General features: G+C 40.7%; 25 protein-coding genes. 17 read left to right on the top strand and 8 right to left on the bottom strand.

Annotated elements, in window-relative coordinates; translation table 11 throughout:
- Positions 1-119: 119 nt before the first annotated feature.
- From CTY48_RS17075 to CTY48_RS17045, 7 genes are all read left to right on the top strand, one after another.
- A complete protein-coding gene (locus CTY48_RS17075) occupies positions 120-1,232 on the top strand; it encodes an ABC transporter ATP-binding protein (RefSeq protein WP_099469654.1) in 1,113 nt (370 codons plus the stop codon).
- 237 nt (positions 1,233-1,469) lie between these two features.
- Entirely contained in the window at positions 1,470-1,853 is a 384-nt protein-coding gene (locus tag CTY48_RS17070) for an iron chaperone (protein WP_099469653.1), read from the top strand.
- Positions 1,854-1,985: 132 nt separating this feature from the next.
- Entirely contained in the window at positions 1,986-3,074 is a 1,089-nt protein-coding gene (locus tag CTY48_RS17065) for a PucR family transcriptional regulator (RefSeq protein ID WP_099469652.1), read from the top strand.
- An 87-nt stretch (positions 3,075-3,161) separates the two neighbouring features.
- A complete protein-coding gene (locus tag CTY48_RS17060) occupies positions 3,162-5,204 on the top strand; it encodes a DHH family phosphoesterase (protein ID WP_099469651.1) in 2,043 nt (680 codons plus the stop codon).
- Positions 5,205-5,236: 32 nt separating this feature from the next.
- Complete coding sequence (gene rplI / locus CTY48_RS17055; RefSeq protein ID WP_099469650.1) at positions 5,237-5,683, top strand: 50S ribosomal protein L9; 447 nt, start codon at positions 5,237-5,239, stop codon at positions 5,681-5,683.
- A 12-nt stretch (positions 5,684-5,695) separates the two neighbouring features.
- Positions 5,696-7,027 carry a replicative DNA helicase gene (gene dnaB, locus CTY48_RS17050; protein ID WP_099469649.1) on the top strand — a complete coding sequence of 444 codons (1,332 nt, stop codon included), beginning with the start codon at positions 5,696-5,698 and terminating at the stop codon, positions 7,025-7,027.
- A gap of 441 nt (positions 7,028-7,468) precedes the next feature.
- Positions 7,469-8,122 carry a helix-turn-helix domain-containing protein gene (locus CTY48_RS17045; RefSeq protein ID WP_099469648.1) on the top strand — a complete coding sequence of 218 codons (654 nt, stop codon included), beginning with the start codon at positions 7,469-7,471 and terminating at the stop codon, positions 8,120-8,122.
- Between the two features lie 115 nt (positions 8,123-8,237).
- On the opposite strand, the gene CTY48_RS17040 is transcribed toward CTY48_RS17045, so the two are convergent.
- The 7 genes from CTY48_RS17040 to CTY48_RS17010 form a co-directional block, all read right to left on the bottom strand.
- Positions 8,238-8,405: a DUF362 domain-containing protein gene (locus tag CTY48_RS17040; RefSeq protein ID WP_099469647.1), complete on the bottom strand. Its 168-nt coding sequence runs from the start codon at positions 8,403-8,405 to the stop codon at positions 8,238-8,240.
- 173 nt (positions 8,406-8,578) lie between these two features.
- A complete protein-coding gene (gene pflA, locus CTY48_RS17035; protein ID WP_099469646.1) occupies positions 8,579-9,337 on the bottom strand; it encodes a pyruvate formate-lyase-activating protein in 759 nt (252 codons plus the stop codon).
- A gap of 91 nt (positions 9,338-9,428) precedes the next feature.
- Entirely contained in the window at positions 9,429-9,674 is a 246-nt protein-coding gene (locus CTY48_RS17030; RefSeq protein ID WP_099469645.1) for a glycine radical domain-containing protein, read from the bottom strand.
- Positions 9,675-9,734: 60 nt separating this feature from the next.
- Complete coding sequence (locus tag CTY48_RS17025; protein ID WP_099469644.1) at positions 9,735-9,947, bottom strand: hypothetical protein; 213 nt, start codon at positions 9,945-9,947, stop codon at positions 9,735-9,737.
- Positions 9,948-9,998: 51 nt separating this feature from the next.
- Positions 9,999-12,038, bottom strand: a complete 2,040-nt coding sequence (gene pflB, locus CTY48_RS17020) for a formate C-acetyltransferase (RefSeq protein ID WP_099469643.1) — start codon at positions 12,036-12,038, stop codon at positions 9,999-10,001.
- Between the two features lie 322 nt (positions 12,039-12,360).
- Positions 12,361-12,564, bottom strand: coding sequence for a DUF1858 domain-containing protein (locus tag CTY48_RS17015; protein WP_099469642.1), 204 nt, complete (start codon positions 12,562-12,564; stop codon positions 12,361-12,363).
- Positions 12,565-12,757: 193 nt separating this feature from the next.
- Positions 12,758-13,567: an adaptor protein MecA gene (locus CTY48_RS17010; RefSeq protein ID WP_099469641.1), complete on the bottom strand. Its 810-nt coding sequence runs from the start codon at positions 13,565-13,567 to the stop codon at positions 12,758-12,760.
- Positions 13,568-13,821: 254 nt separating this feature from the next.
- Between CTY48_RS17010 and CTY48_RS17005 the strand changes: the two genes are divergently transcribed.
- The 8 genes from CTY48_RS17005 (at position 13,822) to CTY48_RS16975 (ending at position 21,569) form a co-directional block, all read left to right on the top strand.
- Positions 13,822-15,249 (top strand): serine/threonine protein kinase, encoded by a 1,428-nt coding sequence (locus tag CTY48_RS17005; protein ID WP_180272768.1) that lies wholly within the window; start codon positions 13,822-13,824, stop codon positions 15,247-15,249.
- Positions 15,246-15,848, top strand: a complete 603-nt coding sequence (locus CTY48_RS17000) for a hypothetical protein (protein ID WP_099469639.1) — start codon at positions 15,246-15,248, stop codon at positions 15,846-15,848. The genes CTY48_RS17005 and CTY48_RS17000 overlap by 4 nt, the downstream gene beginning before the upstream one ends.
- Positions 15,849-16,303: 455 nt before the next feature.
- Positions 16,304-18,061 (top strand): glycosyl hydrolase family 18 protein, encoded by a 1,758-nt coding sequence (locus CTY48_RS16995; RefSeq protein ID WP_099469638.1) that lies wholly within the window; start codon positions 16,304-16,306, stop codon positions 18,059-18,061.
- 96 nt (positions 18,062-18,157) lie between these two features.
- Entirely contained in the window at positions 18,158-18,856 is a 699-nt protein-coding gene (locus CTY48_RS16990; RefSeq protein ID WP_099469637.1) for an N-acetylmuramoyl-L-alanine amidase, read from the top strand.
- Positions 18,857-18,924: 68 nt separating this feature from the next.
- Positions 18,925-19,992, top strand: coding sequence for an L-threonylcarbamoyladenylate synthase (locus tag CTY48_RS16985; RefSeq protein ID WP_099469636.1), 1,068 nt, complete (start codon positions 18,925-18,927; stop codon positions 19,990-19,992).
- The gene (gene rpiB / locus CTY48_RS19760; protein WP_180272767.1) at positions 19,989-20,423 is read left to right on the top strand and encodes a ribose 5-phosphate isomerase B; all 435 of its coding nucleotides are present in this window, start codon (positions 19,989-19,991) and stop codon (positions 20,421-20,423) included. The genes CTY48_RS16985 and rpiB overlap by 4 nt, the downstream gene beginning before the upstream one ends.
- A 12-nt stretch (positions 20,424-20,435) precedes the next feature.
- Positions 20,436-21,065, top strand: a complete 630-nt coding sequence (gene upp, locus CTY48_RS19755) for a uracil phosphoribosyltransferase (RefSeq protein WP_180272766.1) — start codon at positions 20,436-20,438, stop codon at positions 21,063-21,065.
- 18 nt (positions 21,066-21,083) lie between these two features.
- Positions 21,084-21,569: a deoxycytidylate deaminase gene (locus CTY48_RS16975; protein WP_099469635.1), complete on the top strand. Its 486-nt coding sequence runs from the start codon at positions 21,084-21,086 to the stop codon at positions 21,567-21,569.
- Between the two features lie 163 nt (positions 21,570-21,732).
- Here CTY48_RS16975 and CTY48_RS16970 read toward each other — a convergent pair whose 3' ends face one another.
- Entirely contained in the window at positions 21,733-22,671 is a 939-nt protein-coding gene (locus CTY48_RS16970; RefSeq protein ID WP_180272765.1) for an AraC family transcriptional regulator, read from the bottom strand.
- Between the two features lie 273 nt (positions 22,672-22,944).
- Here CTY48_RS16970 and CTY48_RS16965 point away from each other — a divergent pair, with 273 nt between their 5' ends.
- Both CTY48_RS16965 and CTY48_RS16960 read left to right on the top strand, forming a co-directional pair.
- Positions 22,945-24,738, top strand: coding sequence for an L-fucose isomerase (locus tag CTY48_RS16965; protein ID WP_099469633.1), 1,794 nt, complete (start codon positions 22,945-22,947; stop codon positions 24,736-24,738).
- A gap of 114 nt (positions 24,739-24,852) precedes the next feature.
- Positions 24,853-26,466, top strand: a complete 1,614-nt coding sequence (locus CTY48_RS16960) for a response regulator (RefSeq protein WP_099469632.1) — start codon at positions 24,853-24,855, stop codon at positions 26,464-26,466.
- The last annotated feature ends 1 nt before the right edge of the window (position 26,467 follow it).

The raw sequence follows: 26,467 nt of genomic DNA, 5'->3' as shown, positions 1-26,467 counted from the left end.
TTTTACAAGGTCTTAAAAAAAAGTTTGGTTAAATAGGGTATGGTACAGAGAAGGTAAATGAGATATACTAGCTTTAGATTGAAACTAGATAATTAGTTCTATTTTAGGAGGAAAATTAAATGGCAAGTTTATCACTTAAAAACATTTACAAAGTTTATCCAAACGGCTTTGAAGCAGTTAAGGATTTCAACTTAGAAATCGAAGATAAAGAATTTATCATTTTCGTAGGACCATCAGGATGTGGAAAATCAACCACACTTCGTATGATTGCAGGTCTTGAAGAAATCAGCTCAGGTGAGTTAAAAATCGGCGACAGATTAGTAAACGACGTTGAGCCAAAGGACAGAGATATCGCGATGGTATTCCAGAACTACGCTCTGTATCCTCATATGACAGTTTATGATAACATGGCTTTTGGTCTTAAGTTAAGAAAAGTACCAAAAGATGAAATTGATAAAATGGTTAAAGAAGCAGCTAGAATCCTTGACCTTGAGAAATTGTTAGACCGTAAGCCAAAGGCTTTATCCGGTGGACAGAGACAGCGTGTTGCTATGGGTCGTGCTATCGTTCGTAATCCTAAGGTATTCCTTATGGATGAGCCTTTATCAAACCTTGATGCTAAGCTGAGAGTTCAGATGCGTATTGAGATTTCTAAATTACATAAAAATTTAGGAACCACAATCATCTACGTAACACATGATCAGACAGAGGCTATGACACTGGGAACCAGAATCGTAGTTATGAAAGACGGTGTTGTACAGCAGGTAGACTCACCTCAGAACTTATATACAAAGCCACAGAACTTATTCGTTGCAGGCTTTATGGGATCCCCTCAGATGAATATGTTAGATGCTAAGGTTGAAGTAAAGGGCGAAGACGTACTCCTTTATATTGGATCAACAGGAATCAAACTTCCACCTGCAAAAGCTAAAAAGCTTATCGACGGCGGATATAACGGAAAGACGGTTGTTCTTGGAATTCGTCCGGAAAATCTGCATGATTCACAGATGTTTATCGAGTCTTCACCAAACACTGTTCTTGAATCAACCGTTAGCGTTTACGAGTTACTTGGTGCCGAAGTTAACTTGCACTTCGATATCGAAGGAACTACTGTAACAGCAAGAGTTGACCCTCGTACACAGTCAAGAGTTGGTGACAGAATTAAGGTTGCTTTGGATGCTGAGAAGATTCATGTATTTGACAAAGAAACTGAATTAACAATCACAAACTAATTGAAATAATGAAATAAAATGAGAAGCTCTATCGGGTATAGCCGGATAGAGCTTTTTTATATCATAGAAAAATCCGTTGAATTTCCTATGATATAAAAAGTTTATACAGACTTGTCCGCTTTGTTCGTTATGGAACGGTATAACAGCTTGTGGGTAAAATGATAGTATGATAAAATTTTAGTAATTATTCAATACTATAAAATACGAGGTGTTTTGCATAGAAAAGGAGAGAAAATAATGATGGAAGAAGAAAAAAATAACGTTGTATTACCAAAAACAATTGATGAATATATTGCTGAACAGCCGGAGAGTATCAGGCAACGTTTGAATTTGGTGAGAGATACGATGCGTACAGCACTTCCTGACGCGGAGGAACGTATATCGTGGCGCATGCCGACATACTGGAAAAAGCATAATATTATTCATTTTGCATCATTTAAAAATCATATTGGTATCTATCCGGGTGACAAAGCGATGGAACATTTCGCGGACAGGCTTACGGAATACAAGACAAGCAAAGGTGCGCTGCAGCTTCCGCACAGTAAACCACTTCCGCTGGAGTTGATCATCGAAATTGCAAAATGGAGCGATGAGAATACGAATCCTGCTAAGATTGATTAGACTTGCTCAGAGCCTTTTTGCTTCTATTTTTATCACCAAAAATTTGAAATAATCACTTGTATGTAGTATAATAGTGGTTAAAGTTGATAATAGGCTTATTATCGCCAACATAGAAAGAAACGGAGTGAATATATGATATCAAATCAGATATTGCAAAATAGTATCAATGAACTAAAAGCGATCACAAGAGTAGATTTATGTATACTTGACACAGACGGACTGAATATGGCAAGTACAGCAGAGGATTTCAATATCAATCCGAGTATGATCAGTTCTTTTGCCATCTCACCGGCAGACAGTCAGGAGATACAAGGACTCCACTATTTCAAGGTGTTTGATGACAGACAGCTTGAATATGTGCTTGTTGCAAAGGGTGCCAGTGACGATGTATATATGATAGGAAAGGTTGCCGTATGCCAGATACAGAATCTGATTATCGCATACAAGGAGCGTTTTGACAGAAATAATTTTATCCAAAACCTCATATTGGACAACCTTCTGTTAGTAGATATTTATAATAGGGCAAAAAAGCTTCACATTGACATTGAGGCCAGACGAGTTGTCTTTATGATTGAGACAAAAAATGAAAAGGACAACAACGCTCTGGAGACGGTAAAAAATATCTTTTCCTCAAAGTCAAAGGATTTCATTACCGCTGTGGACGAGAAAAACATTATTCTTGTGAAGGAGCTTGAGGAGGAAGAGGATTACGAGAGCCTTGAGCAGACGGCAAACGTGCTGGTGGATATGTTAAACACTGAGGCGATGACCCATGTAAGAGTGGCATACGGCACAATCGTGGAGGAAATCAAGGAAGTGTCAAAATCCTACAAAGAGGCAAAGATGGCACTTGATGTCGGAAAAATATTTTACAGCGAGAAAACGATTGTGGCATACAACACGCTTGGCATTGGACGTCTGATTTACCAGCTTCCGATACCGCTGTGTGAGATGTTCATGAAAGAGGTTTTTGGAAATCAGATGCCGGACAGCTTTGACGAGGAGACTGTGACAACAATCAATAAGTTTTTTGAAAATAATCTGAATGTATCAGAGACTTCAAGACAGCTTTACGTCCACAGAAATACACTTGTGTACAGACTGGAAAAATTACAAAAGAGTACGGGCTTGGATATTCGCGTTTTCGACGATGCACTGACCTTTAAAATTGCGATGATGGTTGTAAACTATATGAAATATATGGAGACCATAGAATACTAGAAGACAGTAAACCGCTTTCCTATATGGATATGAGGTGGTGATTTTGACACCGCATCCTAGTGCATTGTTGTACGAATGGAGGATATTATGAATAGAAAAGTTAAGTTAAAAGGGGCAATTAAAATTTATATGCAATGGCCGCTGTTGTTGATGATACTCATTTGCATTATGAATGGGGTTGTTTTTGTCATAGACAGAAAAGCCGGCGGAGCGATGGCTACCTTTACCTTCATCTACGTTATCTTTATTCTTGTGTTGTATATGAGGACGAAGAACACCTTGATGAATGACTTAATTACATTTGCAACCCAGTATGGGCAGATACAAAAAAAGCTTCTGCTGGAAATGAAAATACCTTATGCGGTACTGGACAATACGGGAAAGCTTTTGTGGATGAACAAAGAATTTTCTCGGATATCAGAAAAAGACCGCCATTATAGCAAGTCTATCACAAGCCTGTTTCCGAGCATAACAAAGGATGTCCTGCCGAATGAGCTGGAGGAATGCCATATCCTGTTTGAGTACGACGGGAAGGATTATGAGGCACAGATGCGAAAGGTATCGATGGACAACGTGCTTGAGACAACGTCCTTAGTCAATGTTGATATGGATAAAAGCTATATTATTGCATTATATCTGTTTGATCGGACGGAGCTTAATACCTATATCAAGGAAAATAAGGAACAAAAGCTTGTAACCGGTCTTATTTATCTGGACAATTATGAGGAGGCGCTCGAGAGTGTTGAGGAGGTTAGACGTTCCTTACTCACGGCATTGATTGATAGAAAGATTAACAAATATATTTCAGGAATGGACGGCATTGTAAAAAAGCTGGAAAAAGATAAATATTTTGTTGTAATGAAACAAAAACATCTAGACACCCTGCAAAATAATAAATTTTCCATTTTGGACGAGGTAAAGACCGTCAATATCGGAAACGAAATGGCAGTCACCCTCAGCATCGGTTTCGGTGTCAACGGCGGTACGTATGCACAAAATTATGCGTATGCCAGAACCTCGATTGATTTGGCTCTCGGACGCGGCGGTGATCAGGCAGTTGTGAAGGATAACGATAAAATCTTCTATTACGGCGGCAAGACGAAGCAGGTCGAGAAGAGTACAAGAGTAAAGGCAAGAGTGAAAGCTCATGCCCTTCGTGAGCTGATGGAGGCAAACGATAAGATTATCGTTATGGGACATAAAATCGGAGACGTGGATTCCTTTGGTGCATCCATCGGTATTTACAGGGCAGCAAGAGCGCTGAACAAAAAGGCATATGTTGTAATAAACGAGATTACAACTTCGGTCAGACCGCTTCTGGAATGTTTTGTGAACAATCCCGATTATGACGGCGATATGTTTGTGACAAGCAATGAATCGTTGGAAATTGTAGATGGCAGCACGGTTGTTGTTGTTGTAGATGTAAACAGACCGAGTTACACGGAATGTGAGGAGCTGCTAAGACGGGTGCGTTCCATTGTCGTGCTTGACCACCACAGACAGGGTGCGGAGAGCATTGAAAATGCAGTACTTTCCTATGTTGAGACCTATGCTTCTTCCTCCTGTGAGATGGTCGCTGAGATTCTTCAATATTTTGACGAGAGCATTAAGATAAAGGGCATTGAGGCGGATTGTCTCTATGCAGGAATTATGATAGATACGAATAACTTTATGTCAAAGACCGGTGTTCGAACCTTTGAAGCAGCAGCCTATTTAAAACGCTGCGGGGCCGATGTTTCGAGAGTGCGAAAGCTCTTTCGGGATGATATGGCGACCTATAAGGCAAGGGCGGAAGCGGTTCGTCATGCAGAGGTATATCGGGAGTTTGCAATTTCCGTATGCCCGGCATCTGGTTTGGAAAGTCCTACGGTAGTGGGAGCACAGGCAGCAAATGAGCTGCTTAATATAGTTGGTGTAAAGGCTTCCGTCGTATTGACGGAATACAATGGAAAAATATATGTGAGTGCCCGTTCCATCGATGAAATCAATGTTCAGCTAATCATGGAGAGGCTGGGCGGCGGCGGTCACTTAAATATAGCGGGGGCGCAGCTCGAATGCGATGTGGAAGAAGCAAAGAGCATTGTGAAGGAAACGATAGATGAGATGATAGAAAACGGGGATTTGGCCTAACAGAAACTGCTTGTTTTGAAAGGAGCTTTAAAATGAAAGTAATATTAATGGAAGACGTAAAGTCATTAGGAAAAAAAGGCGATATCGTAAATGTAAATGACGGTTATGCCAGAAATTATATTTTGCCGAAAAAACTTGGTATCGAGGCAACAAACAAAAATTTAAATGATATTAAGCTTCAAAAAGCAAACGAAGAAAAAATTGCACAGGAAATTTATGAGGAGGCAAAGGCTTTGGCTGTCAAGGTGGCAGAAAAGCCGGTTGTGCTGACAATCAAGAGCGGAGAAGGCGGAAAGACCTTTGGTTCTGTTTCCTCAAAGGAAATTGCAAAGGCAGCACTTGACCAGTTAGGTTTAGAGCTGGATAAGAAAAAGATACAACTTCCGGAGCCGATTAAGACACTGGGAACGACGATTGTGTCGGTGAAGCTTCATCCGAAGGTTGTGGCAGAACTTGCAGTGAGCGTAAAGGAAGCATAGGGGGTATCCGCAGTGGAAGAAGCACTCATTAAAAGAGTTTTGCCGCATAGCATAGAGGCAGAGCAATCTGTAGTCGGCTCTATGATTATGGATAGAGAAGCAATTTTAATTGCCTCAGAAATTATTACAAGTGAAGATTTTTATCAACATCAATATGGGGTGCTCTTTGAAGCAATTGTGGAGCTTTATTCAGAAGACAAGCCGGTGGACTTGGTAACTCTTCAGGACAGGTTAAAGGAAAAGGATGTACCACCTGAAATAAGCAGTCCGGAGTTTATAAGGGATTTGCTTATCGCGGTACCGACCTCTGCTAATATAAAATATTATGCCAACATCGTAAGCGAGAAGGCAATGCTTAGAAGACTTATCAAGGTAAATGAGGAGATAGCTAACACTTGCTATATTGGTAAGGATAAGCTGGAGGATATTTTAGAGGGAACCGAGAAAAAGATTTTCGACCTCGTTCAGAGAAGAAACTCCGGTGATTATGTTCCAATTAAACAGGTTGTTATCAATGCCTTAGATAAAATCGAGGCTACCTCAAAGATGAAGGGAACCGTAACAGGAGTACCGACAGGCTTTGTAGATTTGGATTATAAGACATCGGGTCTTCAGCCCTCAGACCTTATTCTTGTGGCGGCGAGACCTTCCATGGGAAAAACAGCGTTCGTGTTGAACATCGCTCAGAATGTGGCATTTCGTCACAATGTGACGACCGCGGTTTTCAGTCTGGAGATGTCAAAGGAGCAGCTTGTAAACCGTTTGTTTGCACTCGAATCAAGAGTTGACTCCCAGCTTATCAGAACCGGTAATCTCGGCGATTCCGATTGGGAAAAACTGATCGAGGGTGCAGGCATCATCGGGCGCTCCAACTTAATTATCGATGATACGCCCGGCATTTCAATCGCAGAGCTTCGCTCCAAATGCCGTAAATATAAATTAGAAAAGAACCTCGGTATTATCATCATCGATTACCTTCAGCTTATGTCAGGAAGCGGAAAAGGAGACTCAAGACAGCAAGAAATTTCCGATATTTCCCGAGCTCTAAAAGGAGTAGCCAGAGAACTTCACGTCCCGGTTGTCGCCCTATCCCAGCTAAGCCGAGCCGTAGAACAACGCCCCGACCACAGACCAATGCTATCCGATTTACGAGAATCCGGAGCCATCGAGCAGGATGCCGATGTTGTTATGTTCTTATATAGAGATGATTATTATAATAAAGATTCTGAGAATAAGAATATTGCCGAAGTAATCATAGCCAAGCAGAGAAATGGTCCGATTGGTACCGTTAACCTAGTATGGTTACCGAATTATACGAAATTTGCAAACATGGAAAATAAATAACGGGATCAGTAAGTCAAAAAAAGCACCGAAGGTGCAATTCAAAGACGAGATGCGATGGGGAAGCTCGCTTACCCACTCGCATTTTATCTTGAAATTAGTGCTTCAGCACTTTTTGACGTAGTAATCTCAGTAATCAAAACTCAGCGGCTAGAAATCATATCGCTTCGCCAAGCGAACCGATATGATTTCTAGCCGCTGGTTTATATTTACAACAAAACCCCATTTTTTTAAACTCTTTTAAATATTCTTCCTTAATCCCCCCCTAAAATCAATTCCAACCAGATTCTTTCTAAATTTTAGTCATATTCTCAGCCTCTTCATAATATATATAATTATAGAGCCTTTATGCCAAATAGGACAGGCTCAACTGTAACGGCAAGCAAGCACCAATTAAAGATGCTACAAAGACCAAACTATTGTCACGAGGAGGAAAAAGTAAATATGGACAAAAGGTATATGATTTCAGATGCAGCAAAACTAGTAGACGTTGAAACCCATGTCTTAAGATATTGGGAGGAAGAGCTGGAGCTAAACATCCTCAGAAATGAGATGGGACATAGATATTATACAGAGGAAGACATCAAGCTATTCCAAAATATCAAGGTCTTAAAAGAAAAAGGATTTCAGCTTAAAGCGGTTAAAACCCTTGTCCCAAAGCTAAAGGAATGCGACACAGAAAAACTAAATGACCTGCTTCCTTTGGAGGCAGAATTAAGCTGTCAAATTGTGGACTACCCGAGAAACGATATATCAGAAGCGGCGTTGACTTCGGAGAGCAAACAGGTTACAGTTTCCCAAAAGAATTCTGTGAACCGGGTCGGTGATGACAAAATGCAGCAATTTCAGCAAATTATCAAGAGCATTGTAAGCGAGGCACTGCTGGAGAATAACTATGAGCTTGGTAAGGAAGTAGGCGGAAGAGTTTCTGACAGCGTATTAAAGGAGATGGATTACTTGATGAAGGTTCAGGATGAGAGGGATGAGGAACGTTTTAAGAAGCTTGATGAACTGGTTCGAACCCACCAAAAACATAGAAAAGAGGTTGCGGCGACACAGGAGGCAGGCAAGAAAAAAAAGAAATTTCGCATTTTATGAATGGCATGGCGTAGTATGGCATGACCGAACTGTCACTTTTGTGAAAAAGCGGCAAAAAAAACAAGTAGAAGATAATAGGTTTCTTCTACTTGTTTTTGGTGTGAACACAATTGAATTACTGAGAAATAGCTCCTGTTGGACATGTAGCTGCACAAGAACCACAGTCGATACAAGCATCAGCGTCGATCATGTATTGGGAATCGCCCTGGCTGATAGCGCCAACTGGACATTCTCCTTCACATGCTCCACAGCTTACACATTCTTCACTAATAACGTATGCCATAATATTATCCTCCTTGGATTTTAAATTTATAATTAAAATACAAAGTATTTTAATTACGAGAGGGGGAACCTCTTACAATACATTTTAATACAAATCGCCACATATGACAAGCAAAAAACGTTATAATCAGCCTTTGGCTTATTACAGTTTTGCATAAGATTTTGCTGCAAAATTTATAAGGCTTCTAACTCAGCGCGGCGTTTTTTGATACCGTCAATGATATGCTTTTTCGCCTTTACGGCATCTTCCTTGTCCATATCTTTTAAGTCTGCAAGCGGATATTCCATGCCAAGTTCCTTGTATTTTTCCTTGCCCATCGTGTGGTACGGAAGAACATCCAATGCCTTTAAATGCTTTAAATCACCGATAAAATAGCCTAAATCAAAAAGATATTTTTCGTTGTCCGTAATTGTAGGAACGACCACGTGGCGAATCCAAATATCTACTTTTTTGGTATCCAAATAGCGGGCAAACTTCAAAATCTGTGTATTTTGCTGCTTTGTAAGCTTTAAATGCTCCTCAGGATTAATATGCTTAATGTCAAGCATAACCAAGTCAGTTACCGCCATAAGACGGTCAAATTTTGCCATAAGTTCAGAACTATGCTCGTTGTAGGTGATACCTGAGGTGTCAAGGCAAGTATGAATATTCTTTGCCTTTGCTGCCTCAAAAAGCTCAATCAAAAAATCAATCTGAACTAACGGTTCTCCGCCGGAAACAGTGAGACCACCGTTTTTGTAAAATGAGATATTTTTTTCGTAAGCCTTTAGGATTTCGTCAACACTCATCTGTGTACCAAGGTTCAGTGCCCACGTATCTGGGTTGTGGCAGTACAGACAGCGCATCGGACAGCCCTGCGTAAATACGACAAAGCGAATCCCGGGACCATCAACACTTCCAAAGCTTTCAATGGAATGAATATATCCGTTCATAAAACAGACCTCCTTATTAACAATGACAAAAACGAGAAAAGAGGTTTTCTTTTCCCGTCTATTATGTCTCTATATAAAGCCTAGGAAAAACCTACATTGCTTTATGGAAAGTACGTGAAATAATTTCATTCTGCTGATCTTTTGTCAGTTTAATAAAGTTAACAGCATATCCGGAAATACGGATTGTAAGCTGTGGATATTTTTCAGGATGTGCCTGAGCATCCAGTAAAGTTTCTTTGTTTAAAACGTTGACATTTAAATGATGTCCGCCGCTTTCTGCGTAACCATCTAATACAGAAATTAAGTTTTCAACCTGTGCATCGCTAATATTTGACATTTTAAATTCCTCCTATTTTCTTTACAATTCAAATTATTACGTTTATTGGACTTCTTTTGACTATTCAACGTCTTCGTCTGTGTCCATTCCCACATGAAGAGTGGGAATGCTGCAGGCAAGGTCGCCGTTTGCGCAGTCCAGACAGCCTAATTGTTCTACGGTTTTTGATGAGTCCTGCGCTTCGTTAGCAGTAATATTCAGGTGTCCGACACCCTTTTCAACAGAGCTGTCTAACATAGCAACAATATCATCAATCATTTGTTTATTATCCATATAATCAGTCCTTTTTATGAATGAAAAATTAATAATAATTCAATTTTTTTATTATTTGCTTAAATCAATATCAATATCGCCGGCAAAAATCTGATCTTCTTTACCAAGAGCACCCGGAATGATGGTGAAGGTATTGGAGATACCGTCCTGTGCATCCTTGAATGGAAGCTTGGATACAGATGCAAGAGAAGCTACAGCACCCTTTGTATCACGTCCGTGCATTGGGTTAGCACCTGGAGCAAATGGCTCTCCCTGCTTTCTTCCGTCCGGTGTAGAACCTGTATTCTTACCGTAAGTTACGTTTGAAGTAATGGTTAAGATAGAAGTTGTAGGGATACCGTTACGATATGTGTGATTTCCTTTTACATACTGCATAAAGGTGTGAACTAAGTTTGTTGCTAATTCATCAACACGCTCATCATCGTTACCGTATTTAGGGAAATCTCCTTCTACTTCATAATCTGTTACAAGTCCGTTTTCGTCTCTGATTGCTTTAACCTTTGCATATTTGATAGCAGATAAGGAATCGGCAACAACGGAAAGTCCTGCGATACCGGTAGCAAACCAACGAGTTACTTCTTTGTCGTGTAAAGACATCTGCAACTTCTCATAGCAGTATTTGTCATGCATATAGTGGATAACGTTCAATGTATTTACATAAACACCAGCCAGCCATTTCATCATATCTTTGTATCTGTCCATAACTTCATTATAATCAAGATACTCGGAAGTAATCGGTCTGTATTTTGGTCCTACCTGCTTGCGGCTGATTTCGTCAACACCACCGTTGATAGCGTATAATAAACATTTTGCAAGGTTAGCACGTGCACCAAAGAACTGCATTTCTTTACCAAGTCTCATGGAAGATACGCAGCAAGCGATTGCATAGTCATCACCGTGAGTTACTCTCATCAGGTCATCATTTTCGTACTGAACGGAAGAGGATAAGATAGAAGTCTTAGCACAGAACTTCTTGAAGTTCTCAGGAAGCTTTGTGGACCAAAGTACAGTTAAGTTTGGTTCCGGAGCTGTTCCGAGGTTGCTCAAGGTATGAAGATATCTGAAGGAAGATTTTGTTACCAACGGACGTCCGTCAATACCAACACCACCGATAGACTCTGTTACCCAAGTAGGATCACCTGCAAAAATTGCATTGTATTCAGGAGTACGAGCAAATTTTACTAAACGTAATTTCATAACGAAATGGTCGATGAATTCCTGAATCTGCTCCTCTGTAAATCTGCCTTCTTTTAAATCTCTCTCTGCATAGATATCGATAAAGGTTGAAGTACGTCCAAGAGACATAGCAGCACCGTTTTGCTCTTTAACAGCAGCTAAATATCCAAAGTATAACCACTGGATTGCTTCCTGTACGTTAGCAGCCGGTCTGGAAATGTCATAGCCGTAAATCTCGCCTAATTTCTTTAATTCCTGTAATGCTCTAATCTGCTCGGATAACTCTTCGCGTTCACGGATAACATCAGAGTACATAGTAGTACGTGTGGAATCCTTCTGATCCTTTTTGTCCTCGATAAGACGATCGATACCATATAAAGCAACACGACGGTAATCGCCGATGATACGTCCGCGTCCGTAAGCATCCGGAAGTCCTGTGATAATGTGGTTAGAACGGCAAGCTCTCATTTCAGCAGTATAAGCGTCAAATACACCTGCGTTGTGAGTTTTTCTGTGAGTTTCAAAGAAATCAACAACCTCAGGATCTACTTTATATCCGTTGTCTTCGCAAGCCTTCTCCGCCATACGAATACCGCCATAAGGCTGCATAGATCTCTTGAAAGGCTTGTCAGTCTGAAAACCAACGATGGTTTCTTTTTCCTTATTTAAATAGCCTGCACCGTGAGAGGTAATTGTTGAAATAATTTTGGTGTCCATATCAAGAACGCCGCCAGCCTCACGCTCCTGCTTTGTTAAGTCCATAACCTGATCCCAAAGCTCTGTAGTGTTTGCAGTAGGGCCTGCAAGGAAAGAGTCATCTCCTTCATAAAGAGTAAAATTCTTCTGAATAAAGTCTCTTACATTAACTTCTTTTTCCCAAATGCCGCCTACGAAATCGTTCCATTCTGATCTCATAATAATTTTCCTCCTAAATATCATATATAGTTGATTGATAAGTACTCTTAATTAATTAAAAGTATGGTTTCTTATTTGATACCTTCATTATAATGGAATACTGTATACACGTCAAGGAGTTGGAATGTATTTTTTTGAATACAGTATACAAAGTTTTGAGAATAAAAAAGCGGACAAATCCGCTTTTTGTGTCGAATGCAGTCGTCTCGTGACATATTTTGCTTGCATTCGTGCACATAATGGTTTTTATATAATAGAAATTTCCTATCATATATAAAAGGCCTATAAATGTAGTTTCTATTTATAGGCCTTTTAATACTTATTAAACTAATGATAAATACTCGTTGATTTTAGCTGTTAACTCGTCTACATCAATTCCATGAACCATGGAAGCTTCCTCAAGGGTCTCACCCTGTGATGAAGGACAGCCGATGCAATGCATCCCTGACTGCATTAGAATTGGAGCAATATTGGAATCAACTGCAAGTATTTCTGCAATGATCATGTCTTTGGTTATTTCTGCCATAATAGTACCTCCTAAAATGAATTAAGTATAGTTACAGATTTCCTCTGTTTTGTTTCCTACTATATTAGTAGTAAATGTATTGTAGCACTTCAAGCTGGTTTTAGCAATATATACAAAGGAAAATCCTTTATATAATAGTATGCGCATTCGTGCAAAAGAATATGTTATTACTCTGACTGCACTCAGCAGGGCACTACCTTAGATAAGATAATGTCTGTATTGCATTGCCCGTAATAAATATTTCATTGTGTTCCTTCATGTGTGCCTCAAGAGACGGGGTATATTTTTCCTGTGTTGCATATTCAGATAAAATATTGCAAACTTTATTAAACTGTTCCGGTGAATGTGATGCTTTGCTCACAACCAGAAAATATTTGCCAGTTGATGTTTCCTTGTATAAAGAATTATTACCTTTGTAATATCCATCCAACACAGAGGACAAACGAATTACGGTATCTAAATCACCAAAGGAATATAATTTTGTTAAATTGACGGTCTCGGCAGCTTTGACAGGCTCCTTGGAGACTTTGTTCTTCTTTGCCTTTTCTTCTTTGTCCTGAACCAGAGATTCTGATAGGGGAACAAAATCGTCATCATTGCCTGAAGTTAATTTTGCTTTTTCTTCCTGGATTCTCTTAAATAAATCCAAAACGTCATCGGCGCCGGTAAATGGCGACACCTCGGTGTTATTTTCAAAATCTTCTTTATCACTCGAAGAAGGTGCAAACCTAGAAAATCGAGTATCTAGTTCTTCAGGGTCTTCCACTTTTGTGATGACAAGAATTATGCAATCAGGAGATAGCGGAATTGCTTCAATCATCAACGGGATATCCTCCGCCTCAAAGCCAAACTCATAGGCTGCCTGCTGCATCATATCTCGAAACAGTGATTTTGCTTTTTCTGTTCCGTAAGCCAGTTCACTAATTTTTAATTCCCTGTCAGCTAAATCATCTTTCGTCAAAGTACAGCGTATCTGGTTCTCATTTACTTTTTCGATTTTCATACTATCACATCCTTTACATAAAGTTTAAAGAATAAGAATCGAGTTTATGTTAACTGGTAAATATTAATATCCTATCATAAGTATATCACAGTATAAACAAAAACGTTACATAAGTCAATCATTTATTTGAAAATAAAATTGTTAAATACTAGGCAATTGCACGATTTAAGGGATTTTTTATATTGCGTTTTAAGTTTTAAAAAAATTTATTGCAAATTTAATAAAGTTTATATATAATATTTAACATAAGAGATTTGTTTCTGCATATTGATGTAAAACAAAGGAGTTGGTGTAAATTAAGCAACAAGGTTTTATTCAAGGCTGAAGCCGCTTATGGTTTTATCCTGTTTGACCGCTACTTTGTGGAACAGCAAATTGGCAGCGGATTAAGCGGTAAGGTTTATCTTGCCCGGCATATTAAGCTGAAGGCAAAGAGGGTAATCAAATGTATCAGCAAATCTGAGACGATGTACCCACAATTTCTAACAGAAGCGACGCTTCTGAAAAATCTAAAGCATCCGGGTATTCCAATCATCTATGATTTAGAGGAAGATGGGGAATACTTATATATTATCGAAGAGTATATACAGGGTGAGTCATTAAAAGCAATTTTGCAAAGTCAAAACGCTATTTCAAGAGAAAACGTCATTCATTTTACAACCCAAATCTGCAACGTAATGGAATATCTGCATAATAGCAAACCGTATCCGATTTTATATTTGGATTTAAAACCGGAGCATATTATAGTATGTAATGATTCCGTCAAAATAATTGATTTCGGAGCCGCAATTTATATGGAAAAAGAGGAAGCAGATTACTCTTTTGGAACTCCCTGTTTTGCAGCGCCCGAACAGTTCAACAGCTTAAAGCTAGATTCTAAGGCAGATATTTATGCAATTGGCAGCATTTTATATTTTATGCTGACTGGAAAAAATCCGCCCTCATCTAACAGCCAAAAAATATTATTTATCAATCTAATATATATATCGGCTGATTTCAAAAAAATTATTATCAAGTGCATGGCACGAAATCCCAAAAACAGATATGAGAATGTTTCTCAAATAAAAAAAGAATTGTCAATGTGCAAAAGTCAAAAAAATACTCTTATAATCGGGATTACGGGAAGCCAGCCGCGAATCGGTGTATCCCATCTTGCAATCGGTTTGGTCACGTTTTTGAACAAAAGTAAAAGAAAAACGCTTTTGGAGGAACGAAATCAAAAAGGTGTTCTTTCCTATTTAAATGACGAAAATGAAAAGACAATACAAAAAAACGGTGTCATTTATCGGAGCCATCTTACGGCAATCCCCTATTACAACGAAACAATCAGTATTCAAAAGGACAGCTATGAAATCATCGTGCGCGACTGCGGAACGTTTGAAGAAGCAGATGCTTCCTTTTATTCCTCGGATATTAAGATTGTGGTGCTCGGGGCAAAAGCATGGGAGAGACAGCAGGCAAGGGAATGCATGGAAAAGGCGGCAAATGTGGAGCCTCTTTATGTGTTTAACCTGTGTGAACGTGGACAGGCATATGAAGCGGCAAGAGAAATGAGCATGAAAAGGGCATGGCATGTGCCTTTGTTTTCTGACCCACTTGCAAACAGCAAGGCTTCGGAAAAAGCATTTCGGCATATGTGCAGAAAGGAAATTTTTAAGAAGAGGAGGAGAGAAAAGAGTTGAAGCGAAAAAAAGAAAAACAGGGGCTGCAGACCATCGGCATTATGGGAACAGAGCGGGGAGTTGGAGTAACTCACCTTGCCATCATGCTTGGAAATTATATCCATGCAAGATGGCGGGCAGATACGGCGATTCTCGAAATGAACCAAAGCGATGCCCTGAGAGAGCTTCAAAGAAGCTATTCTGTCAGAGACAGTCCAATGACCGGGGAAGGCTCCTTTCATTTATCAGACGTCACCTACTATTCTAGGCTCAAGGAGAGGCCTCTTGGCAGTGTTTACAGTGCCGGACATGAATGGCTTATTATCGATTTCGGAGCGTGCCATGCCGAGGCAGCAGAAGAATTTGTAAAATGCGATAAAAAGCTGATTGTCGGAAACGTAACTCCCTGGAACAGCCAAAAAATGGTTGACTGCATTGAAAAGCTTATTGCGATGGACTGCAAAAAGCAGATTTGCTATATCGCAAGATTTGGAACGGAAAGCGATATCAGTCAGATAAAAGACAGGTATGATATTTCTATTTATAATGCTCCCTTTGAGCCGGACCCATTCCTGATTCACGGGTATAACTTTGGGTTTCTGGAGGGACTGCTGCGGTAAGTCAAAGGCAAAGCAGCAGCAATTTTCTACCCGGTCATACAAGCACGATAGCAGAATTCGAATTAATATATCACGAAAATCTCCAATTGGAAAACGGAAGGCATGCGGTAGGACCGGCAGGAAAGCAAAAGAGCAAAAGGTAAGACATAGATAAGTAATAAGGTAAGGCAATTGGTAAGCCATAAAGCAATTCATCATGATAATCAGGGGAAGTTATATTTTGGGAAAATGCGGATATCCCTCTATACGCAGACGAAGTGAACTCCAAGGGTGGGTGGGGATTATCAAAGAAGTTATTGCTGCGCAATCGGATCGATTGCGAAGAATGTATTTTGGTTTGACGAAAAACAATATAAAACCTTAAAAAAAGATTACAATGTCGAAAATAATAATGACGTTAATGGGGGTTCATGTTATAATAGGGGAAGTAAAAAACAAAGAGGAGGGACAGCGGCATGTGGAGGAGAGTATCTCCGGAGCTAAAAAAGAAAATTATTTCTGTGCTGGCAATGTTGATATTGCTCGTAATCGTAGTTATTATTTACGTTGTGGGAAATATTATAGAAAAATATACGCCGACAGATGAGCGGGCAGACAGAACTGAGTATTTTGGACTCAGCGAAGAGGATGAGGTGGCACTGATTCTACAGAACGCCAAGTCAGAGGAAAAGGGGTTACTGTTTAATGATGAGGTGTATTTAGAGTATAACACCGTAAAAAATTATTTAAATTCCAGATTTTACTGGGACCCAAATGAGAACGTTCTTCTTTATACCACCCCTACCGATGTGATTTCGGCAAGTGTGGGAAGTAAAGATTATTATATAAGCAAGACGAAAAATACAGAAAATTATGTAATTGTGAAAGTAGACGGAGACAAAGCTTATATTGCCTTGGATTTTGTCCAGCAATATACGAATATCTCCTATGAAAAATTTGATGATCCGAACCGTGTGCATATTACCTATGAATGGGGAAGTGTCAGCTATGCCCAGCTTAGGAAGGATGACAGCGTCCGCGTGAAGGGCGGAATCAAAAGTCCGATTTTAACCGATGTAGCAGAGGGCAGTAAAGTGGTTGTCTTAGAGCAGGGTGAAGATTGGAGTCAGGTACGAAGCGAGGATGGCTTCATCGGATATATCAAGAATAAAAATTTGACTAATATTACGGAGGCGACAGAGAGCAGAAGTTTTGAGGAGCCGGTTTATACAAGTATATCAAAGGACTATGATATTAATCTAGTGTGGCATCAGGTGATGGAGAAGGCAGCAAATGATAAGCTTCTCACATTGCTGGCTGACACAAAAGGGGTAAATACGGTTTCCCCGACGTGGTTTTCGCTTTCCGATAATGAAGGAAATATAACAAGCCTTGCCGATTCTACGTACGTGAGTCACGCACACCAGCTTGGTATTGAGGTGTGGGCTTTGGTTGATAATTTTAATGATGAGGTAAGCACCTACGAGGTTCTTTCCTATACATCAAAAAGAGAAAAGTTAATTAATCAGTTGATTGCTGCGGCTATCGAATATAATCTGGATGGAATTAACATTGACTTTGAGGAATTAAAGAGCGAGGAAGGGGAGCACTTTATTCAGTTTATCAGAGAGCTTTCTATCAAATGCAGAAATAACGGTGTTGTGTTGTCAATTGACAACTATGTGCCGACGGAATATTCTGCACTTTATAATAGGAAGGAACAAGGAATTGTGGCAGACTATGTGATTATCATGGGCTACGATGAGCACTATGCAACATCGGAGGAACCGGGCTCGGTTGCGTCCATCGGTTTTGTACGTTCCGGAATAGAGAATACACTTTTAGAGGTTCCGAAGGAAAAGGTTATCAATGCGGTGCCGTTTTACACGAGACTTTGGATAGAGACACCAAAGACGGAAGAGGAAATCGCGGCAGAGACCGAGAGTACGGAATACATCCCATATAATTTGTCCAGTGAAGTATACAGCATGGGAAATTCGGAGAAGCTCTTAAGTGCAAACGGGATTACACCGGTTTGGGACGAGACCACAGGTCAGTATTATGCAACTTATGAGGTGAACGGAATCACATATGAGATATGGCTTGAAGAAGAGACCTCTATCGAGGAAAAGATGAAGCTGGTAGATGAATTTGATCTTGCAGGTGTGGCGAGTTGGAAGCTCGGACTTGAGAAAGAAAGCGTCTGGGATACGATTATTAAATATGTAAATTAAACGAAACTATAACAAACTAAGGCTGAACTGTAACGTATTTTATTTCCGTCCTGTACATAAACTGTATTAAGGAACGAAAATGCGGGAAGATGAAGCATGAAGAGAAAGACCATAGAAGTCTTAATGGCTGTGATACTTTTGGTGAGTGCCATCGTTGTGGGCAGACAGGGAAGTATTGCAGTCATCAGTATGAAAAGTGAGAAGCAAAAGCCGGTTGTTGTCATTGATGCGGGGCATGGAGGAAATGACCCCGGTAAGGTTGGGATCAACAATGCGCTGGAAAAAGACATAAATTTAAGCATTGCAATGCTGCTCAAGACGATGCTCGAGGCTGAGGATATTGAAGTTGTTATGACGCGGGAGGAAGATGCGGGGCTTTACGATGAGAACTCCAAGAACAAAAAAGCGCAGGATATGAAAAGACGCTGTGAACTCATCAGCAAAACCAATCCCACCGTGGCGGTCAGCATCCACCAAAACAGTTATCATGAGGAATATGTAAACGGAGCGCAGGTTTTTTATTTTAAACATTCCAGTGCCGCAAAAGATTTGGCGGAAATCATACAAAATCAGCTTCGGACTCATATACAGCCGAATAATAACCGTGCCGCAAAAACAAATACAAGTTATTATCTGCTGAAGAAAACAGATGCAACAATGGTCATTGTGGAGTGTGGCTTCCTGTCAAACTACGAGGAAGCGTCAAAGTTGGTGGATGAAAATTACCAGCAAAAGCTTGCTTGGGCAATTCACCTTGGTATATTGCAATACATCAACGGAGAAGGTAAAAAATAAGTTTACAGTTTGGGCGTATGGCTGAACTGTAACAGTATACATAGATACACATGAAGGAAATGGTGAAAATGGATACAATACAAAGAAAAATCGATATGGAGCATATGGATAAAGAGGCAATCGAGGAAGCCGCCCGTATATTGATACAGGGGGGACTCGTTGCCTTTCCTACTGAGACGGTGTATGGACTCGGTGCAAATGCACTGGATGCAAATGCTTCTTCTAAAATATACGAGGCAAAGGGAAGACCATCAGATAATCCTCTTATTGTTCATATTGCAGAGCTTAACGCACTTGATAAAATTGCGGAGGCGATTCCAAAGAAGGCTCTGCTTCTTGCCAATGAATTCTGGCCAGGACCTCTTACCATGATTTTCCATAAAAAAAATATCGTACCTCTCGGGACAACCGGAGGCCTAAATACTGTGGCGGTCAGAATGCCAAGCCATAAGCTTGCCCTTGCTCTTATCAAGGCCTCGGGAGGCTATATCGCTGCGCCGAGCGCCAATACCTCAGGGCGTCCAAGTCCCACAAAGGCAAGTCATGTGGCGGAGGATATGGAGGGGAGAATCGATATGATTTTGGACGGAGGCATGGTTGGTATCGGAATTGAATCGACCATTGTGGACATGACGTCAGAGCCCCCGATGATACTGCGCCCCGGCTATATTAATCAAGAAATGCTGGAAAGCGTTATTGGAGAGGTCGCTGTGGACAAGACCATTCTGGCAGAGGAAGAATTAAAGGACAGACCCAAGGCTCCGGGCATGCGCTATAAGCATTATGCGCCAAAGGGAGAATTGACTATTTTGGAGGGCGAGGAAGAGAGTGTTATCCGAGAAATCACAAGGCTGACCAAAGAAAAGATTGAGCAAAATTACAAGGTGGGCATTATTGCCACCGATGAGACGATAGACCGATACGAAGCAGGACAAGTCAAAAGCATCGGGAATAGAAGTGATGAGGAGACAATCAGCCATAATCTATATAATGTGCTGAGGGAATTTGATGAATTAAAAGTAGATTTTATTTATTCAGAGAGCTTTTCTGACGGAAAGCTCGGTGTTGCCATCATGAATCGCCTGTTAAAGGCGGCAGGACATAAAATTATTCATATTGAAGGAGGAAAAAAATGATAGCATTAGGTTGTGACCACGGAGGATTTTTATTGAAGCAGGAAATTGTTTCCTACTTGGAGGCGCATAAGCTGGAATATAAGGATTATGGCTGTTCCAGTGAGGAAGCATGTGATTATCCGGTATATGGAAAATTAGTGGCAAATGCGGTTGCCAGTGGAGAGTGCGAAAAGGGCATTCTGATATGCGGAACCGGAATTGGAATTTCGATTACGGCAAATAAGGTGAAGGGTATCAGAGCGGCACTTTGCACCGACTGCTTTACGGCAGAAGCTACAAGACTTCACAACGATGCGAATATTCTTGCCTTGGGCGGAAGAGTAGTAGGACCGGGGCTTGCACTTAAAATTGTTGATACATTTTTAAATACAGAGTTTTCAGGTGAAGAGAGACACATGCAGAGAATTAGCAAAATTGAAGAGGAAATCTAGGAGGAAAAAAAGATGTCAAAAGTTACAGTAATGGAGCACCCGCTTATTCAGCACAAAATAGGAATTATCAGAAGGATAGAAACGGGATCAAAAGATTTCAGACAGATGATAGGTGAGATAGCAATGCTTATGTGCTATGAAGCGACAAGAGATTTAAAACTTCAGGATGTTACGATACAAACCCCAATCTGTGAGACTACAGTGAAGGAACTGCATGGAAAAAAATTGGCAATTGTACCGATTCTTAGAGCAGGACTTGGTATGGTGGATGGAATGCTTTCCATGATTCCGGCTGCAAAGGTAGGACATATCGGTTTATACAGAGATCCTGATACATTGGAGCCGGTGGAATATTACTGTAAGCTTCCGGCAGATTCTGCAGACCGTGAAGTGTTTGTCGTTGACCCTATGCTTGCAACAGGAGGTTCCAGCGTTGCTGCGATTAAGATGCTCAAAGAAAAAGGAGTGAAAAATATCCGCTTTATGTGCATTATAGCGGCACCGGAAGGTGTAAAAAGAATGCAGACTGAGCATCCGGATGTGGATATCTTCATCGGAGCTTTGGACGAGCACTTAAATGATCACGGATACATTGTGCCTGGACTTGGAGATGCAGGAGATAGAATTTTTGGTACAAAGTAAGAGATAGGAGGAAAAAGTATGAGCAGTAAACGAAGCGACTATATTACTTGGGATGAATATTTTATGGGAGTGGCAATCTTGTCTGGTATGCGGTCGAAGGACCCCGGTACACAGGTGGGGTGTTGTATCGTAAGTGATGACAACAAAATATTGTCTATGGGCTATAATGGTTTTCCAAAGGGCTGTTCTGACGATGAATTTCCATGGGAGCGAGAAGGTGCACCGCTGGAAAATAAATATTTGTACACGACCCACAGTGAGTTAAATGCCATACTAAACTATCGAGGCGGAAGCTTGGAGGGAGCGAAGCTTTATGTTTCCCTATTCCCGTGTAACGAATGTGCCAAGGCAATTATTCAGGCAGGGATCAAAGCGGTTATCTATGATGAAGACAAATATAAGGATACTCCCGCAGTTATAGCATCAAAGCGCATGTTTGATGCTGCTGGTGTAAGATATTACCAATATCAGCACACCAACCGCGAGATTAATTTTAAGATATAAGAAGTCAAAGCGGATATTCGTAATCCGCTACGCTACTTACTCATAACCTTATTACCACTTCGTGGTATTTCAGTAGGTGCTTGAACACCTACTGAAACAAGCAAGTTGCCCCCCGCTTGAAGAAGCGGGGGACTTCCTTGATAAGGTTAAGATATTACTGCGCTTAAGAAGGAGTGCGGAGATTGTTGTTGTTAATCAGGGTTATGGAATCTTGTTCGACAAACTGTTTCTCCGCACTTTTTCTGTTATAGTAGGAAAGAGAATAGATATCGGAGCGCGCTGCCGCCGCAAAGGCAGTTGGGGTGTAACCGGTGATTGATTTAAAAACACGATTAAAATTTCGAATATTGTTAAAACCACAGTCGATGGCAATGTCCGTCACCTTGTCCGGTGTGCTTTTAAGCTGTGCCGCGGCATGCTCTACCCGTATGAGGTTAATATAGTTTACATAATTAGTTCCCATCAGCTTTTTGAATATTTTTGAAAAATGGCTTTCCGAAAATCCCATCTTGTCCGCTGCAAAGGCAAGTGACAGGTTTTCTGAGTAATGGCTATCGATATAGGAGAGAAGCTGCTGTAAATCATAGAGCATATCATTTCTTTTATTTTTTTCTGCGGAACGCTCCTGTTCTTTTGGAAGACGTCTAAGAAGCAAATACCAAAATTCCATCAGCTTTGCTGTCACAACCTCTTTATAGTGAGCTTCTTTTTGCCTTGTCTCCCTCTTCACCGTCTCAATCAAATCAAGAAGTCTGTCATTTAACTGAAGCTGTTCGAGCATCTCGGCAGTGATAAGGGGTTTGATAAAATTGGATTTTTCATACACCGGACTCACAAGATTAGGATCAAAAATCAAAAAATCTAAGGAATTGTCCATATCATGGGAATCACTGTAATGAATATTGCCGCTGTCACAAAATACCAAATCGCCCTCTTTGGCGACAAACATAGTATCGTTAATGCTGATTCTTGCACTTCCTCCGCGAATGTAAATAAGCTCAATTTCTTTATGCCAATGCGCTAAAAAGCTTATGTTTTTGTAGGCGGAATGCCATACCATAAAATCAGAATCATAGCTTCGCACCTCGTGAAATGCTTTCATCGCCAGCCTCCTTTTTGCATCGTTAATCAGAATGTTATAAGTAATAAAGTTATTATAACAATAATGACAAAAAATGTCCATATATGAGCGGTTTTTTGCGAGCAAAAACCAAAGTATAATTGTATAATTAGTATATAAATAGAAAATAAAAATATAAAAACTTAGTCAAATCAACCATACATATGAAAAGCGAATTTTTTAAAATGGTAAAAATCGCAATACATTAAGAAATGACCAAGAGACGCGATAACAATGAAAACGGAGGAATAAGAAATGGCAGAGAGCAGATTAATTGGTGACTACCCGGTAATTGGAATTCGACCGACGATTGACGGCAGAAGAGGTATGCTAAAGGTAAGAGAGTCCTTAGAGGATCAGACAATGGGAATGGCGAAGGCAGCGGCAAAATTATTTACCGAGAACCTGAGATATTCAAATGGTGAGCCGGTAAAAGTTATTATCGCGGACACGACAATCGGACGTGTGGCAGAGGCAGCAGCCTGCGCAGACCAGTTTAAAAAGGCAGGCGTGGATATCACACTTACGGTTACCCCTTGCTGGTGCTACGGCTCCGAGACAATGGATATGGACCCAAAGACAATCAAGGGTGTTTGGGGATTTAACGGAACAGAGAGACCGGGCGCGGTATATCTGGCAGCGGTACTCGCAGGGCATGCACAGAAGGGTCTTCCGGCATTTGGTATTTACGGACATGATGTGCAGAATGCAGACGACACAGAAATTCCTCAGGACGTAAGAGAAAAGCTGCTTCGTTTTGGACGTGCGGCTGTTGCAGCGGCTACAATGAGAGGAAAGTCCTATTTACAGATTGGTTCTATCTGTATGGGTATTGCCGGCTCAATTGTAAATGTAGACTTCTTTGAGGAATATCTTGGAATGAGAGTGGAATCTGTGGATGAGGTAGAGATTATCCGCCGTATGACAGAGAATATTTACGACGAGGCAGAATATCAGAAGGCGCTTGCATGGACGAAAGAAAAATGCAAGGAAGGCTTTGACAAAAACCCATCGGAGGCACAGAAGACCCCGGAAGAGAAGGAAAAAGACTGGGAATTTGTTGTTAAGATGATGTGTATTATCAAGGACTTGATGAACGGCAACAAAAATCTGCCGGAAGGATGCGAGGAGGAGATGGTAGGACACAATGCCATCGCAGCAGGTTTCCAAGGACAGAGACAATGGACAGATTTTTATCCGAACTGTGACTTCCCAGAGGCACTTTTAAATTCATCTTTTGACTGGACAGGAGCGAGAGAGCCATATATTCTGGCAACGGAAAACGACAGCTTAAATGGAGTGGGAATGTTATTCAGCAAGCTGCTAACCAATACAGCACAGATTTTTGCCGATGTAAGAACCTACTGGAGCCCTGAAGCAGTGAAAAAGGCAGCAGGCTATGAGCTTGAAGGTGTGGCAAAAGAGTCCGGTGGATTTATTCATCTGATTAACTCCGGAGCAGCGTGTCTTGATGCCTGCGGCGAAGTGAAAGATGAAAAAGGAGACGGTGTGATTAAGCCGTTCTGGGAAATGTCAAAAGAGGATGTAGATGCTTGCTTAGAGGCAACAACATGGAATGCAGCGGATCAGGGATATTTCAGAGGAGGCGGATATTCATCAAGGTTCTTGACAAGAGCAGAGATGCCGTGTACCATGATTCGTATGAACCTTGTAAAAGGACTCGGACCGGTTTTACAGATTGCAGAAGGCTGGACAGTAAATCTGCCGGACGAGGTATCAGATAAACTATGGAAGAGAACGGACTACACATGGCCATGTACCTGGTTTGCACCGAGAACAACAGGAGAGGGAGCATTTACAACTGCCTATGACGTGATGAACAATTGGGGTGCTAATCACGGAGCAATCAGCTATGGACACATCGGAGCCGACTTGATTACCTTATGCTCCATCCTTCGTATTCCGGTTTGCATGCACAACGTGCCGGAGGAACAAATCTTCAGACCGGCAAGCTGGAATGCATTCGGAATGGATAAAGAGGGAGCAGATTACAGGGCTTGTGAGGCATACGGACCGTTATACCGCTAGATAGAGTAGAAAGTTGCAGTTTGGCTATATGACTGAACTGCAACGAATACTAAAAAGTGTTTTGAGGAATAAAACCTTAAGGCACTTTTTAACTTATAACTAAGGGGGAAGGTTATGTACAAGGTTTTACTGGTAGATGATGAAGCATTAATCCGCGAAGCGATAAGTGAAAACATCAAATGGGAGAAGAGCGGATTTGAGTTTTTAGGAGCATGTGAAAATGGAAAAGAGGCAATGGAAAAGATAAATGAGGAGGTGCCGGATCTTCTGATTACGGATATCTGTATGCCTTATGTGGATGGCATGGAGTTGACCCGTTATGTATATGAGCAGTACCCGCTCACCAAAGTGATTATTATAAGCGGATACAATGAGTTTGAATACGCCAAGACAGCGGTAAAATATAAGGTGCTTGAATATGTTTTAAAGCCTGTGACGGCATATGAGCTTACCGATTTACTTGATAAAATCAAGACGGATTTTGATCAGGAATCAGATAAAAAGAAAGATTTAAAGAAAATACAGGAAGCATATATGAGCAATCTGCCTATGCTAAAGGGCAGGTTTTTAAACAGCTTAATTCAAGGCAATGTACTTGCGGAGGACATTAAGAGAAAGTCGGAGGAATTCGGCGTTGATTTGTCAGCCAGACATTTTTGCGCGGCAATTGTGGAGGGGGACGACCTAGAAGAATATATGAAGCGGCAGCCGGGCATTAAGGAAGATTTGATACTCTTTTCCATCTACAATATAACGGATGAGATTGTCAGAAAGCATGGGTGCGGTGTGACCTTCCAAAACGGGGAGGGAAAGACGGCTATTATATTTAAGTCGAATCGGGAAGAAAGATTTCGGGAAAAAGTACTTGATATCTGTACTGAAATCAGAAACGCTCTAAACTATTACTTAAAAATCGAGACGACAATCGGGATAGGAAAGACTCTTCAAAAGAGCAGTTTGTTAGGCGAATCACTTGAAACGGCAAAATCTGTTTTGGAATACCGCTTTTTGCTGGGAGGCAACATGGTGTTGGATTCCAAGGTGCTCATGGAGGATAAGACAGACACGGAAATCAATATATCAGCATGGAATGACAAGATATTGTTAAATATAAAAGCAGGCGATGCGGAAGAGATACGCAAAATGGTAAATGGTCTGTTTCAAACCTTCCGAACGGATTATATGTCCAAAAACCGGGTTATCCTATATATTCAGAATATGGTTTTATTGATTGTGAATATGCTTGAGGAGGCAGGGCTTCGGGATGAGGAATTTATGGAGGGAGAATATACCTTTATCAATCGGATTTATGCGCTGAATCATTTGCGGGATATCGAAAATGAGCTGGTGGATTTCTGCATTAAGGTATCGCAGGGCATGACAAATGAAAAGGACAGCTACGGGAACAAGCAGGCGGTCATGGCTCTTGACTATATTGATAAAAACTACGGAAACGCCGAGATATCCTTAAATTCCGTCTGTAGTCATCTCGCCATGAGTACGAGCTATTTCAGCTCTGTTTTTAAAAGCTACACCGGTGAGACATTTATTGAAGCGCTGACAAAGAAGAGAATGGAAAAGGCAAAAAACTTAATTGAGAATACATCCTTAAAGTCCTATGAGGTTGCGGATGAGGTCGGCTTTAGCGATCCTCATTATTTCAGCATCACCTTTAAAAAGCACACAGGCTTTACACCTACCGAATATGCCAAAAAGAAGAGGAAATAAC

Origin of the sequence: Konateibacter massiliensis (assembly GCF_900184995.1) — a bacterium.
GTDB classification, from domain to species: domain Bacteria; phylum Bacillota; class Clostridia; order Lachnospirales; family Lachnospiraceae; genus Lachnotalea; species Lachnotalea massiliensis.
This window is presented reverse-complemented; position numbering and strand designations above follow the sequence as displayed.